13 protein-coding genes are annotated in these 16,594 nt (G+C 56.7%); 5 read left to right on the plus strand and 8 right to left on the minus strand.

From position 1 onward, the window contains the following. Window positions 1-7 precede the first annotated feature (7 nt). The 8 genes from V5E99_RS16050 to rpmH form a co-directional block, all read right to left on the minus strand. Complete coding sequence (locus tag V5E99_RS16050) at window positions 8-805, minus strand: ParA family protein (protein ID WP_133835237.1); 798 nt, start codon at window positions 803-805, stop codon at window positions 8-10. A gap of 18 nt (window positions 806-823) precedes the next feature. Next, a complete protein-coding gene (rsmG, locus tag V5E99_RS16055) occupies window positions 824-1,468 on the minus strand; it encodes a 16S rRNA (guanine(527)-N(7))-methyltransferase RsmG (protein WP_499803313.1) in 645 nt (214 codons plus the stop codon). Beyond that, on the minus strand, window positions 1,465-3,363 hold the full coding sequence (gene mnmG / locus V5E99_RS16060) for a tRNA uridine-5-carboxymethylaminomethyl(34) synthesis enzyme MnmG (RefSeq protein ID WP_054048147.1): 1,899 nt from the start codon (window positions 3,361-3,363) through the stop codon (window positions 1,465-1,467). Before mnmG ends, rsmG begins: the two co-directional genes overlap by 4 nt. A 549-nt stretch (window positions 3,364-3,912) precedes the next feature. After that, window positions 3,913-5,283 (minus strand): tRNA uridine-5-carboxymethylaminomethyl(34) synthesis GTPase MnmE, encoded by a 1,371-nt coding sequence (gene mnmE / locus V5E99_RS16065; protein WP_499803314.1) that lies wholly within the window; start codon window positions 5,281-5,283, stop codon window positions 3,913-3,915. A gap of 79 nt (window positions 5,284-5,362) precedes the next feature. Beyond that, window positions 5,363-7,051 (minus strand): membrane protein insertase YidC, encoded by a 1,689-nt coding sequence (gene yidC, locus V5E99_RS16070; protein WP_499803315.1) that lies wholly within the window; start codon window positions 7,049-7,051, stop codon window positions 5,363-5,365. 2 nt (window positions 7,052-7,053) lie between these two features. Continuing rightward, entirely contained in the window at window positions 7,054-7,299 is a 246-nt protein-coding gene (gene yidD, locus V5E99_RS16075; protein ID WP_083355989.1) for a membrane protein insertion efficiency factor YidD, read from the minus strand. After that, window positions 7,292-7,729 (minus strand): ribonuclease P protein component, encoded by a 438-nt coding sequence (gene rnpA, locus V5E99_RS16080; RefSeq protein WP_499803316.1) that lies wholly within the window; start codon window positions 7,727-7,729, stop codon window positions 7,292-7,294. The genes yidD and rnpA overlap by 8 nt, the downstream gene beginning before the upstream one ends. Continuing rightward, window positions 7,710-7,844: a 50S ribosomal protein L34 gene (gene rpmH, locus V5E99_RS16085; protein WP_003213577.1), complete on the minus strand. Its 135-nt coding sequence runs from the start codon at window positions 7,842-7,844 to the stop codon at window positions 7,710-7,712. Before rpmH ends, rnpA begins: the two co-directional genes overlap by 20 nt. A 567-nt stretch (window positions 7,845-8,411) precedes the next feature. On the opposite strand from rpmH, the gene dnaA reads away from it, so the two are divergent. The 5 genes from dnaA to V5E99_RS16110 all read left to right on the plus strand — a co-directional run bounded on the left by dnaA (window position 8,412) and on the right by V5E99_RS16110 (window position 16,527). Next, window positions 8,412-9,938, plus strand: a complete 1,527-nt coding sequence (gene dnaA, locus V5E99_RS16090) for a chromosomal replication initiator protein DnaA (protein WP_499803317.1) — start codon at window positions 8,412-8,414, stop codon at window positions 9,936-9,938. A gap of 39 nt (window positions 9,939-9,977) precedes the next feature. Beyond that, window positions 9,978-11,081, plus strand: a complete 1,104-nt coding sequence (gene dnaN / locus V5E99_RS16095) for a DNA polymerase III subunit beta (protein WP_499803318.1) — start codon at window positions 9,978-9,980, stop codon at window positions 11,079-11,081. A 20-nt stretch (window positions 11,082-11,101) separates the two neighbouring features. After that, on the plus strand, window positions 11,102-12,205 hold the full coding sequence (gene recF / locus V5E99_RS16100) for a DNA replication/repair protein RecF (protein WP_054048131.1): 1,104 nt from the start codon (window positions 11,102-11,104) through the stop codon (window positions 12,203-12,205). A gap of 5 nt (window positions 12,206-12,210) precedes the next feature. Then, complete coding sequence (gene gyrB / locus V5E99_RS16105) at window positions 12,211-14,634, plus strand: DNA topoisomerase (ATP-hydrolyzing) subunit B (RefSeq protein ID WP_499803319.1); 2,424 nt, start codon at window positions 12,211-12,213, stop codon at window positions 14,632-14,634. A gap of 261 nt (window positions 14,635-14,895) precedes the next feature. After that, window positions 14,896-16,527, plus strand: a complete 1,632-nt coding sequence (locus V5E99_RS16110) for a type I restriction-modification system subunit M (protein ID WP_499803320.1) — start codon at window positions 14,896-14,898, stop codon at window positions 16,525-16,527. The last annotated feature ends 67 nt before the right edge of the window (window positions 16,528-16,594 follow it).

Below are 16,594 nucleotides of genomic sequence, written 5' to 3' on the forward strand. Positions count from 1 at the left end.
GGATTCCTTAAGTTGCCTGAGCGGCGGCGGTGCGTGAGTTTTTGCGTTGACGGCGAACCAGTTCGCCGGCCAATGCCAGGTAGGCAATGGCGCCGCGCGATGATTTGTCATACGCCAGCGCCGGCATGCCATAGCTTGGCGCTTCGGCCAGGCGGATGTTGCGTGGAATCACGGTGTCGTAGAGCTGCTCGCCGAAGTGTTCCTTGAGCTGGGCCGAGACATCGTTCATCAGGCTCAGGCGCGGGTCATACATGGTCCGCAGCAGGCCTTCGACTTTCAGGTTCGGGTTCAGCAGTTCGGCGATGCGCTTGATGTTATCCACAAGGTCGCTCAACCCTTCCAGCGCAAAGTACTCGCACTGCATGGGGATAATCACCCCATCGGCGGCGACCAATGCGTTGAGGGTCAGCATCGACAGCGACGGCGGGCAGTCGATCAAAATGTAATCGTAGTTTTCACGGATCGGCGCCAGCGCACTGCGCAGGCGGCTTTCCTTCATCTGCATTTCCAGCAGAACCACTTCAGCCGCAGTCAAATCGCGGTTGGCCGGCAACAACTGGTAACCACCGTGTTCGGAGAAGTGCATGGCCTGGGCCAGGTCGCATTCACCGATCAACAGGTCGTAGACCGAGTTTTCCAGGCCATGTTTATCCACACCGCTACCCATGGTGGCGTTGCCCTGTGGATCGAGATCGATCAACAGCACCCGGCGCTTGGTAGCGACCAGGGAAGCTGCGAGGTTGATGCAGGTGGTGGTCTTGCCCACACCACCCTTTTGGTTCGCTATCGCGAATACCTTAGCCATTCTTGCTTGTGTTCCCAATCATGCCGTGCGGCGCAGTATCAGCAGATGGCGTTGGCCTTGGCAACCAGGTACGGCCAGGGCGTGTTCGCTATCGAGGTGGAAGTCTGCCGGCAATGCTACCAGCTCATCGGCGGGATGAACGCCCTTCATTGCCAGCCAACGTGTATCGCTATCGCCGAGGTGGCGAGTCCAGTTGCTGAAGTTCTCCATGCTGCTGAACGCCCGGGAGATGATCCCGTTGAATGGCAGTTGCGGCCGGAATTCTTCGACGCGACTGTGGGTAACTTGCAGGTTATCCAGTTTGAGTTCGAGTTTGACCTGGGTCAGGAAGCGGGTTTTCTTGCCGTTGCTGTCCAGGCACGTGACCTGGGACTCTGGAAACAGGATGGCCAACGGAATACCCGGCATGCCGCCACCGCTGCCCACGTCCAGCCAACGCCCGTTTTCCACAAACGACATCACGCTCAAGCTGTCGAGCAGATGACGCGAGACCATTTCGTCCGGATCGCGCACGGCGGTCAGGTTGTAGGCCTTGTTCCATTTGATCAACAGGGCCAGATAACCCAGCAGCAACGTGTGCTGGGTGTCTGTCAGGGTGATACCGAGCTGGCGAGCACCTGTGGATAACTCTTCGGCGTGTTGCGAGGTAACCAACGAACTCAAGCGCTTTGCTCCAACTGACGGCCCGCGCCGCGTTTTTTCAAATGAATCATCAACAGCGAAATGGCTGCCGGGGTCACGCCCGGAATACGCGAGGCCTGGCCCAGGGTTTCCGGACGGGTCGCGCCGAGCTTGCTCTGGATCTCTTTGGAGAGACCGGAGATGTTCGTGTAATCGATATCCACAGGCAGTTTTGTGTCTTCGCTGGCCCGCAGGCGCACGATTTCATCCTGCTGGCGATCGATGTAGCCGGCGTATTTGGTCTTGATTTCGACCTGCTCGGCGACCTGTGGATCTTCTGCGCCACCGCCTGTCACGGCGATCAGACCAGCGTAGTCGATTTCCGGACGGCTCAAGAGGTTGAGCAAGTTGTATTCGTGGGTCAGCGGCGTGCCGAACTTTTCGGAAATCGCATCGCCTTGCTCGGTACCCGGGCGCACCCAGGTACTTTTCAGGCGCTGCTCCTCGAGATCGATGCTTTCGCGTTTCTTGCAGAACGCCGCCCAACGCGCGTCATCCACCAAACCGAGTTCGCGACCTTTTTCGGTCAAGCGCAGGTCAGCGTTGTCTTCACGCAGGATCAGGCGGTATTCGGCCCGGGACGTGAACATCCGGTACGGTTCCTGGGTACCGAGGGTAATCAGGTCGTCCACCAACACGCCGATGTACGCCTCGTCGCGACGCGGGCACCAGGCGTCTTTGCCCTGAGCACGCAGTGCCGCGTTGGCCCCGGCCAGCAAACCTTGGGCGCCGGCCTCTTCGTAACCGGTGGTGCCGTTGATTTGCCCGGCGAAAAACAGACCGGCAATCACTTTGGTTTCCAGGCTGTACTTCAGGTCACGCGGGTCGAAGTAGTCGTATTCGATGGCGTAGCCCGGCCGAACGATGTGCGCGTTTTCCATGCCACGGATCGATTGAACGATCTGCAATTGCACGTCGAACGGCAAGCTTGTGGATATCCCGTTCGGGTACAGCTCGTGGGTGGTCAAGCCTTCCGGTTCGATGAAGACCTGATGGCTTTCCTTGTCGGCAAAGCGGTGGATCTTGTCTTCGATCGACGGGCAATAACGCGGGCCGATGCCTTCGATCAAGCCTGCATCGGAATACATCGGCGAACGGTCGAGGTTCGCGGCAATGATTTCGTGAGTACGGGCGTTGGTGTGGGTAATCCAGCAGCTCACCTGTTTCGGGTGCTGCTCTTTGGAACCCATGAACGACATCACCGGGATCGGCGTATCCCCTGCTTGCTCGGTCATCACCGAGAAATCCACAGAGCGACCGTCGATACGCGGCGGCGTACCGGTTTTCAGGCGACCGACGCGCAATGGCAATTCACGCAAACGGTGAGCCAGGGCGATCGATGGCGGATCGCCGGCGCGACCGCCGGAATAATTCTGCATTCCGATGTGGATAAGTCCACCGAGGAAGGTGCCAGTGGTCAACACCACGGAATCGGCGAAGAAACGCAGACCCATTTGGGTGACAACACCGCGCACTGTTTCCTGTTCGACGATCAGGTCATCAGCGGCTTGTTGAAATATCCACAGGTTCGGCTGGTTTTCCAGGGCTTCGCGGACAGCGGCCTTGTACAGAACCCGGTCGGCTTGAGCGCGAGTCGCTCGCACGGCCGGGCCTTTGCGGCTGTTCAACACGCGAAACTGGATACCACCCTTATCGGTGGCCATGGCCATCGCACCGCCGAGGGCGTCGATTTCCTTGACCAAGTGGCTTTTGCCGATCCCGCCAATGGCAGGGTTGCAACTCATGGCACCCAGGGTTTCCACGTTATGCGTCAGCAATAGGGTTTTTGCCCCCATGCGTGCTGACGCCAGTGCTGCCTCGGTACCGGCATGACCGCCGCCGATGACGATCACTTCAAAACGGGAAGGGAAATCCACCACGCACCTCGTGCCTGCTTAAGTAGGTAATTCAGGAATAGTTTGAGCCCGGTTTCTGGACCCGGTCGGCAAGTATAGGGACTTCGCCCTTCCTAAAGAACCCTTTGCACAAAATTTAACCAGCTGTGGAGAAGTCGGGGTTATAGAAATTAAAAAGAAAGAAATTTATTAAATCTTTGTTTTTATGTTTATTTATACTGAGCACCATTTCTGTGGATAGATTCCTACAGGCCTTTATTTTCAATATGTACAGAGATTCAAAACCCTGTGGTCATGTGCCAAGGAGGCCTTTGGATAACCGGTTTAAGCCTGTGGATGAAAGGGGTGGTTATCCACAGAGGGGTTTATCTTCAGTTTTTAGGCCCTGTTATCAACTGCCCTTAGTGGCAGTTATTCACAGGGCTTAATCCACAGAAAAGCCGCAAATGAGGGAATCTCGGACACGGGAAAACCGCCCAGGCAAAAAGAATCTGCTCGGCACTCGGGGGAATTTTCAGAAAAGGAGGGAACAGACAGGCGCGAATGGCCTGTCTGTGAACAGCAGAAGGACTATTTACCGATACAGAAGCTGGAAAAGATCCTTCCCAGCAGATCATCGGAGCTGAAAGCACCGGTGATTTCGCCTAAAGAATGTTGAGCCTGACGCAAATCTTCCGCCAACAGCTCACCAGCACCCGCCAAGGTCAGTTGCGCACGGCCATGCTCAAGGGACGCACTGGCATGTCGCAGCGCCTCCAGGTGACGCCGGCGTGCGCTGAAGCTGCTTTCAGACGTCTGCTCGTAGCCCATGCAGGTCTTGAGGTGTTCACGCAGCAACTCAAGGCCCTCGCCGGCCGATTTGGCACTCAAGCTGATGGTGACATGGCCATCGTCACTGATTTCCAGGGCAATCGCCTCGCCCGTCAGGTCGGCTTTGTTCCGAATCAGCGTGACTTTGGCCGGGTCTGGGCGGGTTTCGAGGAACTCCGGCCACAACGCAAACGGATCGAGCGCTTCCGGTGCGGTGGCATCGACCACCAACAACACCCGATCCGCTTCGCCGATGGCTTTCAATGCACGCTCGACACCGATTTTCTCCACCTGGTCATCGGTATTCCGCAGGCCTGCGGTGTCGACCACGTGCAGCGGCATTCCGTCGATGTGGATATGTTCGCGAAGAATGTCCCGGGTGGTGCCGGCGATCTCGGTGACGATCGCCGCTTCGCGCCCGGCCAAGGCATTCAACAGACTGGACTTGCCGGCGTTTGGCCGACCGGCAATCACCACGTTCATCCCGTCCCGCAACAAGGCGCCCTGCCCGGCTTCGCGAAGGACTGTGGATAATTCATCCCGGACTTTGTCGAGCATGCTCAGCACGTGGCCATCGGCGAGGAAGTCGATTTCTTCTTCCGGGAAGTCAATGGCGGCTTCAACGTAGATACGCAGGCCAATCAATTGCTCAGTGAGGTTATGCACACGCAGGGAGAACGCACCTTGCAGGGAACGCAGGGCATTTCGTGCAGCCTGTGCAGAACTCGCCTCAATCAAATCGGCAATCGCTTCGGCCTGGGCCAGGTCGAGTTTGTCGTTAAGGAAGGCGCGTTCGCTGAATTCACCCGGCCGGGCCAGTCGGCAGCCCAGTTCTAGGCAGCGCTTGAGCAGCATATCCAGCACGATCGGACCGCCGTGGCCCTGGAGTTCCAGCACATCTTCGCCGGTGAACGAGTTCGGTCCCGGGAAATAAAGGGCGATGCCTTCGTCCAGAACCTCCTCGTTTTCATTGAGGAACGGGCCGTAATGGGCAAAACGCGGTTTCAGTTCGCGACCGCTGATGGCTTTGGCCGCCACACTCGCCAGCGGCCCGGAAATACGGACGATGCCCACGCCACCGCGACCTTGAGCGGTGGCGACAGCAGCGATGGTTTCACGAGGAACGCTCATAAACCGGTATCCAGACAAAAGTGACAGATAGCAAAACGCCCCACTAGGGGGCGTTTTGAGTGGTTATCCACAGAGTAAGTTACGCAGCGGCTTTTTTGGTAGCAGCTTCGATCTTACGGGTGATGTACCACTGTTGGCTGATGGACAGGCAGTTGTTGACCACCCAGTACAGCACCAGACCAGCCGGGAACCACAGGAAGAAGAAGGTGAAGATGATTGGCATCAGCTTCATCACCTTGGCCTGCATCGGGTCCGGAGGCGTTGGGTTCAACCGCTGCTGGATGAACATGGTTGCACCCATGATGATCGGCAGAATGAAGAACGGGTCTTTGATCGACAGGTCAGTGATCCACAGCATGAACGGCGCTTGGCGCATTTCAACGCTTTCCAGCAGAACCCAGTACAGCGAAAGGAAAACCGGCATCTGCACGAGGATTGGCAAGCAACCACCCAGCGGATTGATCTTCTCTTTCTTGTACAGCTCCATCATGGCTTGGGACATTTTTTGCCGGTCGTCGCCATGTTGCTCTTTCAGCGCGGCCAGTTTCGGTGCCACTGCACGCATGCGCGCCATGGATTTGTAGCTGGCAGCCGACAGAGGGAAGAAAAGCCCTTTGATCAGCATGGTCAGGAAGATGATCGACCAGCCCCAGTTACCGACGATGGCGTGGATGTGTTGCAGCAGCCAGAAGATTGGCTGGGCAATGAACCACAGAATGCCGTAGTCGACGGTCAGTTCCAGACCTGGGGACAACTCTTTCAGCACAGCCTGGCTTTTAGGACCGGCGTACAAAACAGCGCTGACTTCGGCTTTTGCACCTGGCGCCACGGTCAATGCCGGAGCGGTGTAGCCGATGATGTAGTTGCCTTTGCTGTCTTTACGGGTCTGGACGACGTTGCTTTCGCCCTTCGCCGGAATCCACGCGGTCACGAAGTAGTGTTGCAACCAGGCAACCCAACCACCGTTAACGGTTTCTTTCAACTGACCCTTGTCCATGTCCTTCATGGACACTTTTTTGTACGGCTCGTTACTTGTCCACAGGGCGGCGCCCAGGTAAGTCGCGGTGCCCGTAGCGGTGCTGGACGAAGGATCGGAGCTGGCGTCACGCTTCAGTTGCGCGAACATCGCACCGGACCAAGGCTTGGCGCTTTGGTTGTCGATCAGGTAGGAAACGGTTACGTCATACAGGCCACGTTTCACAGTGAAACGCTTGATGTAGTTGACGCCGTCCTGGCTGAACTTCAGGTCTACGACCAATTGGTCCTGACCGTCAGCCAGTTGGTAAATCTTCTTCTCCGAGGAGTAAACCGGACGACCGGCTGGACTTGCGTCCGGACCGTCGGTACCGATCAAACCGCTCTGGGCCAGATACGTCCGCTCGTTGCCGTTATCGAACAACTGGAAAGGAATTTCCGGATGGTCTTGGCGACGTGGATACAGCGGCAAGGTCAGTTGGGCAACATCACCACCTTGTGGATCGATAGCCAGGTTGAGCACATCCGTTTTGATCTGGATGAGGTCTTTGCTGACAGCAACCGGCGTTTCGGCAGGTGCAGTGGGACTGGTATCGCTTGCGGCGCGTGGAATGTCGTCACTGACAGAAGCATTAGTGCCAGTCGCCGTGTCCGGTAGGCCCGGTGCGGTAGTACTGGAAGCAACATTCTGAGTCGGCAGGGCAGCCTGACCATAGTCCTGGTTCCATTTAAGAACCATAACGTAGGACACGATTGCCAGGGCGACGATCAGGATCGTGCGTTTGATATCCATGATTACTCGGCCATCGAAGAAGAACGGGAGGTAGGGATAGGCGGAACCGGGTCATAACCACCGGGATTCCACGGATGACAGCGACCTAAACGACGAAAGGCCAGCCAGCCACCGCGCAGAAGACCATGATTTTCTATGGCCTCTAACGCGTAGCAGGAACAACTGGGGTAGAAACGACAGTGGTCTGCCATCAGGGGACTAATGGCATAGCGATAAAACTGGATCGGAACGAGTGCCAGTTTACGCATCGGGACTGTCTACCCCTACAGTTTCGGCTTTGACTGCTGGTACTGGCGTGCTGCGTGCCAGACGCTTCCAGAGTTTGCCGAAATGCTGAATCAATTCGGGGTTTTCTACGTCCCCCAAACCTTTGCGCGCGACGATAACAATGTCCCAGCCGACCAGTGAATCCTGGTTCAGGCGAAACGATTCGCGCATCAGACGTTTGAGGCGATTGCGCTCGACGGAGAGCTTTACGCTCTTTTTCCCGATAACCAGCCCGAGACGGGGGTGATCAAGATCGTTGTTGCGCGCAAGGAGCAGGAGGTTTTTCCCCGGAACCTTGCCGGTAGGGGAGTCAAAGACTGCTTTGAAATGCCGGGGCGTAAGCAAACGCTTGTCCCGACTGAAGTCCTGACTCACCTCCAGTGCCGGATTATCAAACTGCCAGACGCGCACGACCTTTGGCGCGACGACGCGACAGGACGGCACGACCGTTTTTGGTAGCCATGCGAGCACGGAAACCGTGGGTACGAGCGCGTTTGATAGTGCTTGGTTGGAAAGTACGTTTCATTGTCGTGTTACCTGGTTCGTCCACAACGGGCCGGAATGGCCCCCGTTTTAAGAGACCGGGGATTCTAGAGAAAGCAAGCCTCTAGGTCAATTTCCAACCAGCGTTTCCTTATAAATAGATCTCCAGCCGTTTTCTCGATCAACGCTCCTTCGCTAGATATAGAAATAAAGAAGGGAATTATTTAAAGCTTTTCTGTAAAGCTTATAAAAGCTAGGGGCACCATCCTCTGTGGATAACTGCCTTCAGCCCTTCTAAGCCGTGATGTACAGAGAATGACAACTACCGTGGAAAACGGTGGTCAGCCTGTGCTGCACTGTCGGATAAGCTGTGTGTGGAATGGCTACTTATCCACAGGCGAGTTATCCACCGAGTTTGACCCCCACTTGTCCAGTGCCCTCATGGTCGGTTATCCACAGAGCTTATGCACACACCGCTGGTCGCATTTTTGGCGGTTAACGCGTTGATAAATCATGGCCTGTGCGCAACCTGCATGTGGATAAGTGGACGTCTGGCCGCTACAATGGCCGCTTGTTTTTGCCTCACCGGCTTTCAACTTAGGGGATATCCGTGTCAGTGGAACTTTGGCAGCAGTGCGTGGAGCTTTTGCGCGATGAGCTGCCTGCCCAACAATTCAACACTTGGATCCGTCCACTACAGGTCGAAGCCGAAGGCGACGAGTTGCGTGTCTACGCACCGAATCGTTTTGTTCTCGACTGGGTCAACGAAAAGTACCTGGGCCGAGTCCTCGAACTGCTGGATGAGCATGGCAATGGCCTGGCGCCAGTGCTGTCCTTATTAATAGGCAGCAAACGCAGCTCGGCGCCGCGTGCGGCACCCAATGCTCCGTTGGCCGCGGCTGCTTCCCAGGCTCAGGCCGCGCAAGCGCCGGTCAACAACACTCCTGCACCGGCTCCGACGGTTGTCACACAGACCAAACGTGCCACGCAAAAAATAGCCGAGGTCAGTGAAGAGCCGTCCCGCGACAGCTTCGACCCGATGGCCGGCGCCAGTTCGCAACAGGCCCCGGTCCGCGCCGAACAGCGCACCGTGCAGGTTGAAGGCGCGCTCAAGCACACCAGTTACCTGAACCGCACCTTTACCTTCGAGAACTTCGTCGAGGGTAAGTCCAACCAACTGGCCCGGGCGGCAGCCTGGCAAGTGGCGGACAATCCGAAGCACGGTTACAACCCGCTCTTCCTTTATGGCGGCGTTGGTTTGGGTAAGACCCACTTGATGCATGCTGTGGGTAACCACCTATTAAAGAAGAACCCGAATGCCAAGGTCGTGTACCTGCATTCCGAGCGTTTCGTGGCCGACATGGTCAAGGCGCTGCAACTGAACGCGATCAACGAGTTCAAGCGCTTCTACCGTTCGGTGGACGCCCTGCTGATCGATGACATTCAGTTCTTCGCCCGCAAGGAACGTTCCCAGGAAGAGTTTTTCCACACCTTCAACGCCCTGCTTGAAGGTGGCCAGCAGGTCATTCTCACCAGTGACCGCTACCCGAAAGAAATCGAAGGCCTTGAAGAACGCCTCAAATCCCGCTTCGGCTGGGGCCTGACGGTTGCCGTCGAGCCGCCGGAGCTGGAAACCCGCGTGGCGATCCTGATGAAAAAGGCCGACCAGGCCAAAGTCGATCTGCCTCACGACGCAGCGTTCTTCATTGCCCAGCGTATTCGCTCTAACGTCCGTGAGCTGGAAGGCGCGCTTAAACGCGTGATCGCCCACTCGCACTTCATGGGCCGCGACATCACCATCGAGCTGATTCGCGAATCCCTGAAAGACTTGTTGGCGCTGCAAGATAAACTCGTGTCTGTGGATAACATTCAGCGCACGGTCGCCGAGTACTACAAGATCAAGATTTCGGATCTGCTGTCCAAGCGTCGTTCACGCTCGGTGGCACGTCCGCGTCAGGTCGCCATGGCCTTGTCCAAGGAACTGACCAACCACAGCCTGCCGGAAATCGGCGATGTGTTTGGCGGTCGCGACCACACGACGGTTTTGCACGCCTGCCGCAAGATCAACGAACTTAAGGAATCCGACGCGGACATCCGCGAGGACTACAAGAACCTGCTGCGTACACTGACCACTTGATGAACACCAGCGCAGCTTATTAAGGCAAGGGACTAGACCATGCATTTCACCATTCAACGCGAAGCCCTGTTGAAACCCCTGCAACTGGTCGCAGGCGTCGTCGAGCGCCGACAGACCTTGCCGGTGCTCTCCAACGTGCTGCTGGTTGTCGAAGGCCAGCAACTGTCGCTGACCGGTACCGACCTGGAAGTCGAGCTGGTCGGTCGTGTGCGACTCGAAGAACCGGCTGATCCAGGCTCCATCACCGTGCCGGCGCGCAAGCTGATGGACATCTGCAAGAGCCTGCCAAACGACGCGCTGATCGACATCAAGGTCGATGAGCAAAAGCTGGTGGTGAAAGCTGGCCGTAGCCGCTTCACCCTGTCGACCTTGCCGGCCAACGATTTCCCGACGGTGGAAGAAGGCCCGGGTTCGCTGACCTGCAGCCTGGAGCAAAGCAAACTGCGTCGTTTGATCGAACGCACCAGCTTCGCCATGGCCCAGCAGGACGTGCGTTACTACCTCAACGGCATGCTGCTGGAAGTGTCCGAAGGCATCATCCGCGCCGTGGCCACCGACGGTCACCGTTTGGCCATGTGCTCGATGAAGGCCGATATCGGTCAGCCAGATCGTCACCAGGTGATCGTGCCGCGCAAGGGTATCCTTGAGCTGGCGCGTCTGCTGACTGAGCCGGACGGTATGGTCAGCATCGTCCTGGGTCAGCACCACATCCGTGCGACCACTGGCGAGTTCACCTTCACCTCGAAACTGGTCGACGGCAAATTCCCTGACTACGAGCGTGTTCTGCCGAAGGGCGGCGACAAGCTGGTACTTGGCGATCGCCAGGCCCTGCGTGAAGCCTTCAGCCGTACCGCGATTCTGTCCAACGAGAAGTACCGCGGCATTCGTCTGCAACTGGCCAACGGTCAGCTGAAGATCCAGGCGAACAACCCGGAACAGGAAGAAGCGGAAGAAGAAGTGGGCGTTGAGTACAACGGCGGTTCCCTGGAAATCGGCTTCAACGTGAGCTATCTGCTCGACGTGCTGGGCGTGATGACCACCGAGCAGGTTCGCCTGATCCTGTCCGACTCCAACAGCAGCGCGCTGGTGCAAGAGTCCGACAACGATGACTCGGCCTACGTTGTCATGCCGATGCGTCTGTAATCATGCTCAGCAGAAGCTAGATGTCCTTAAGTCGCGTCTCGGTCACCGCGGTGCGCAATCTGCACCCGGTGACCTTCTCCCCCTCTCCCCGAATCAATATTCTTTACGGCGCCAACGGCAGCGGCAAAACCAGTGTTCTGGAAGCCATTCATCTGCTGGGGCTTGCCCGTTCGTTTCGTAGCAGCCGTTTATTACCCGTCATTCAGTACGAGCAATTGGCGTGCACGGTATTTGGTCAGGTGGAATTGGCCGAGGGCGGGCATAGCGCTTTGGGGATATCCCGGGACCGCCAAGGTGAGTTCCAGATCCGCATCGACGGGCAGAACGCCCGCAGCGCTGCGCAACTGGCGGAGATCCTGCCGTTGCAGTTGATCAACCCGGATAGCTTCCGCCTGCTGGAAGGTGCGCCGAAGATTCGCCGGCAGTTTCTCGACTGGGGTGTGTTCCACGTGGAACCGCGATTCATGTCCACTTGGCAGCGCTTGCAGAAGGCCCTGCGTCAGAGAAACTCTTGGCTGCGGCATGGTACACTTGACGCCGTTTCGCAAGCGGTTTGGGACAGGGAACTGTGCCAGGCCAGCGCAGAAATTGATGAATACCGCCGCGCTTATATCAAAGCCTTGAAACCAGTCTTTGAACAAACCTTGAGCGAACTGGTTGAGCTCGAGGGCTTAACGCTGAGCTATTACCGAGGTTGGGACAAAGAGCGCGAGCTGAGTGCCGTGCTCGCCGGGTCCCTTCAGCGGGATCAGCAAATGGGTCATACCCAGGCCGGACCACAACGTGCTGACTTGCGTCTTCGATTGGGCGCACACAACGCCGCGGACATTTTGTCCCGGGGTCAGCAGAAGTTGGTGGTCTGCGCATTGCGGATTGCCCAGGGGCACTTGGTTAGCCAGGCCCGACGCGGTCAGTGTATTTATCTGGTGGATGACTTGCCGTCCGAGCTGGACGAGCAACACCGCCGTGCGCTTTGCCGCTTGCTGGAAGACTTACGCTGCCAGGTGTTTATCACCTGTGTAGATCACGAATTATTGAGGGAAGGCTGGCAGACGGAAACGCCAGTCGCTCTGTTCCACGTGGAACAGGGCCGTATCACCCAGACCCACGACCATCGGGAGTGAAGGCATTGAGCGAAGAAAATACGAATACCTACGACTCAACGAGCATTAAAGTGCTGAAAGGCCTGGATGCCGTACGCAAACGTCCCGGTATGTACATTGGTGACACAGACGACGGCAGCGGTCTGCACCACATGGTCTTCGAGGTAGTCGACAACTCCATCGATGAAGCGCTCGCGGGCCATTGCGACGACATCAGCATCATTATCCACCCGGATGAATCCATCACCGTTCGCGACAACGGTCGTGGCATCCCGGTAGACGTGCACAAAGAAGAAGGCGTTTCGGCAGCCGAGGTCATCATGACCGTGCTGCACGCCGGCGGTAAGTTCGATGACAACTCCTACAAAGTATCCGGCGGCCTGCACGGTGTAGGTGTTTCGGTGGTGAATGCCCTTTCGGAAGAACTGGTCCTGACCGTTCGCCGCAGCGGCAAGATCTGGGAACAGACCTACATCCACGGTGTTCCGAAAGAACCGATGAAAATCGTCGGCGAGAGCGAATCCACCGGTACCCAGATTCACTTCAAGCCCTCCGACCTGACCTTCAAGAACATTCACTTCAGCTGGGACATCCTGGCCAAGCGCATTCGTGAACTGTCCTTCCTCAACTCCGGTGTCGGCATCGTCCTCAAGGACGAGCGCAGTGGCAAGGAAGAGTTGTTCAAGTACGAAGGCGGTCTGCGTGCGTTCGTTGAATACCTGAACACCAACAAGACTCCGGTCAACCAGGTGTTCCACTTCAACATTCAGCGTGAAGACGGCATCGGCGTGGAAATCGCCCTGCAGTGGAACGACAGCTTCAACGAGAACCTGTTGTGCTTCACCAACAACATTCCACAGCGCGATGGCGGTACTCACCTGGTGGGTTTCCGTTCCGCACTGACGCGTAACCTGAACACCTACATCGAAGCGGAAGGCCTGGCGAAGAAGCATAAAGTCGCGACCACCGGTGACGATGCCCGTGAAGGCCTGACCGCGATCATCTCGGTAAAAGTGCCTGATCCGAAGTTCAGCTCCCAGACCAAAGACAAACTGGTTTCTTCCGAAGTGAAGACCGCCGTCGAACAGGAAATGGGCAAGTACTTCTCCGACTTCCTGCTGGAAAACCCGAACGAAGCCAAACTGGTCGTCGGCAAGATGATCGACGCGGCGCGTGCCCGTGAAGCGGCGCGTAAAGCCCGTGAGATGACCCGTCGTAAAGGCGCGCTGGATATCGCCGGCCTGCCGGGCAAACTGGCTGACTGCCAGGAAAAAGACCCTGCCCTGTCCGAACTGTATCTCGTGGAAGGTGACTCTGCTGGCGGCTCCGCCAAGCAGGGTCGCAACCGTCGCACCCAGGCCATCCTGCCGCTCAAAGGCAAGATCCTGAACGTCGAGAAGGCGCGCTTCGACAAGATGATCTCTTCGCAAGAAGTGGGCACCTTGATCACCGCACTGGGCTGCGGCATCGGTCGCGACGAGTACAACATCGCCAAGCTGCGTTACCACAACATCATCATCATGACCGATGCTGACGTCGACGGTTCGCACATCCGTACCCTGCTGCTGACCTTCTTCTTCCGTCAGTTGCCGGAGCTGATCGAGCGCGGCTATATCTACATCGCCCAGCCGCCGCTGTACAAGGTCAAGAAAGGCAAGCAAGAGCAATACATCAAAGACGACGACGCCATGGAAGAGTACATGACGCAGTCGGCCCTGGAAGACGCGAGCCTGCATCTGAACGAGGACGCGCCGGGTATTTCCGGACCTGCTCTTGAGCGTCTGGTGAATGACTTCCGTCTGGTAATGAAGACCCTCAAGCGTCTGTCGCGCCTGTACCCACAGGAACTGACCGAGCACTTCATCTACCTGCCAGCGGTTACCCTGGAGCAACTGTCCGACCGCGCCGCGATGCAAGACTGGATGGCTCAGTTCGAAGTTCGCCTGCGCACCGTCGAGAAGTCTGGCCTGGTGTATAAAGCCAGCCTGCGTGAAGACCGTGAACGGAACGTCTGGCTGCCAGAGGTCGAACTGATCTCCCATGGCCTGTCGAATTACATCACCTTCAACCGCGACTTCTTCGGCAGCAACGATTACAAAACCGTGGTCTCGCTGGGCGCTCAACTGAGTACCTTGCTAGACGACGGCGCGTACATCCAGCGCGGCGAACGCAAGAAGCCAGTGACCGAGTTCAAGGAAGCCCTTGAGTGGCTGATGGCTGAAAGCACCAAGCGTCACACCATTCAGCGATACAAAGGTCTGGGCGAGATGAACCCGGATCAGCTGTGGGAAACCACCATGGACCCAGCCCAGCGCCGGATGCTCAAAGTGACCATCGAAGACGCCATTGGCGCGGACCAGATCTTTAACACCCTGATGGGTGATGCGGTCGAACCCCGTCGGGACTTCATCGAAAGTAACGCCTTGGCGGTTTCCAACCTGGATTTCTGATCCAGTGTAGGCGGGCAAAGTTGTTTGCCCGTTCGGCCAGAGTTAAGTGGTTCGATCAAAGCTAATAGCCCACTGCCCTGCCGAAAAACCCTGGTGACCGAAAGGTCTGCCGGGGTTTTTTCGTTACAGGAGAGATGGATTTTTTGAGCTTCAGGTGGCGGCGACTTGTACAATCGAGCCTACTTTTTTGATGTGCCAATGCGCCACACCAGTAATCGGCGGGCATTGGGCGTCGTGTTTTTTATAGGGGTTGATTCACCCATGGCTGACAAGCTGTCACTCGAAACGCTGGAATCCTGGCTCTGGGAGTCCGCGAATATTCTGCGCGGTTCCATCGACTCCTCCGACTTCAAGAACTACATCTTCGGCTTGCTCTTCCTCAAGCGTTACAACGATGTATTCGATGAGCGCGTCACCAAGCTTATGAAGGACGAAAATCTGAGTTATGGCGATGCTCAGGAAGAAATAGAGGAAAAATGGGGCAAGTTCCCTATCAGTGCCCGCTGGTTTGACCTGATTTCACGCACAGAAAACATTGGCGAAGCCTTGGATAAGGCGTTCGCGACCATCGAGGCCAACAATCCTGAACTGCAACACGTACTGACCGCTACGCAGTACGGTGACAAGCGTGTGCTGGCGGATGCCACCTTGCAGCGCCTGCTACGCCATTTCAACCAGTACAAACTAGGAAATGACGACCTGTATAAGGCCGATATGCTGGGCGATGCTTACGAGTATCTGATCAAGCAGTTTGCCGATGATGCCGGTAAGAAAGGTGGAGAGTTCTATACGCCCAAGGCCGTGGTGCAACTGGTGGTTGAGCTAATCGATCCTCAGTCGGGCCACAGTGTGTATGACCCCACTTGCGGAAGTGGCGGTATGTTGGTGGAAAGTGCTCACCATGTATCTGGTTTGCCAAACGGCACTCTGATGGGGAAACCCAATGTGTTGCTGTACGGGCAAGAGAAGAACCTCGGCACCTGGGCCATCGCTAAACTCAATCTGTACCTGCATAACATGCATGCAGCCATTGAGCGCGGCGATACGTTGGTAGACCCTAAACACACAGAGCCGATGAGTAATGATCCACGCTTTAATGTGGTGAAGACCTTCGACCGCGTGATTGCGAATCCTCCGTTCTCGGCCAAGGCCTGGTGGACGCCGCTAGAGCTGAGCAACGAAAACGAGCAGGAGAATGGCAAGAAGACCAAAGCTCCCAACTACAAGCAGGTCAGCGACCCTTATGGTCGGTTGGTCTATGGCGTTCCGCCACGGGGATATGCCGACCTGGCTTTCGCCCAACATATGCTGGCCAGTCTCAAGGCTGATGGCCGCATGGGAGTTATCCTGCCCCATGGTGTGTTATTCCGCAGCGGCGAGGAAGGGAAGATTCGCGAGGGGTTGATGTTTGGTACTGACGCAACTAGCGGCAACCAGCCAGGCGACCTTATTGAAGCTATCGTCGGGCTGCCCTCGGCCCTGTTCTACAACACCGGCATCCCGGCTTGCGTGCTAATCCTGAACAAGCAGAAACCCGCTGCCCTCAAAGGCAAGGTCATCATCATTGATGCCAGTCGCCACTATCTAGAAGGCAAGGCGCAGAATAGCCTTCGCGTTGAAGATGTCACCCGCATCGTCAGCACCCACAAGGCGGCATTCGAGCAGCAAGCAGAGGTCGAGAACTACTGCCGGGTGGTCACGTTGGATGAAATTCGCACCAATGACGGCAACCTCAACATCGCTCGCTATATCGACAACGGCGAGACTGAAGAGACCGTTGACGTTGCCGCTATCTTGGCGCAACTGGCGGCACTGGCCAAAGAAGAAGCGAAAATTGATGAGCGGCTCAATGGCTATCTGATGGAATTGGGACTGTTGGAGACCGGGGCATGAGCCAATGCGTAGCTGATTCGCTCCGAGAGACTCCAATAGGAGCCGTTACCTCCGATTGGGAAATGGG

It is taken from the genome of Janthinobacterium sp. LPB2021202312-11-4, from assembly GCF_037049705.1.
Classification (GTDB): Bacteria; Pseudomonadota; Gammaproteobacteria; order Pseudomonadales; family Pseudomonadaceae; genus Aquipseudomonas.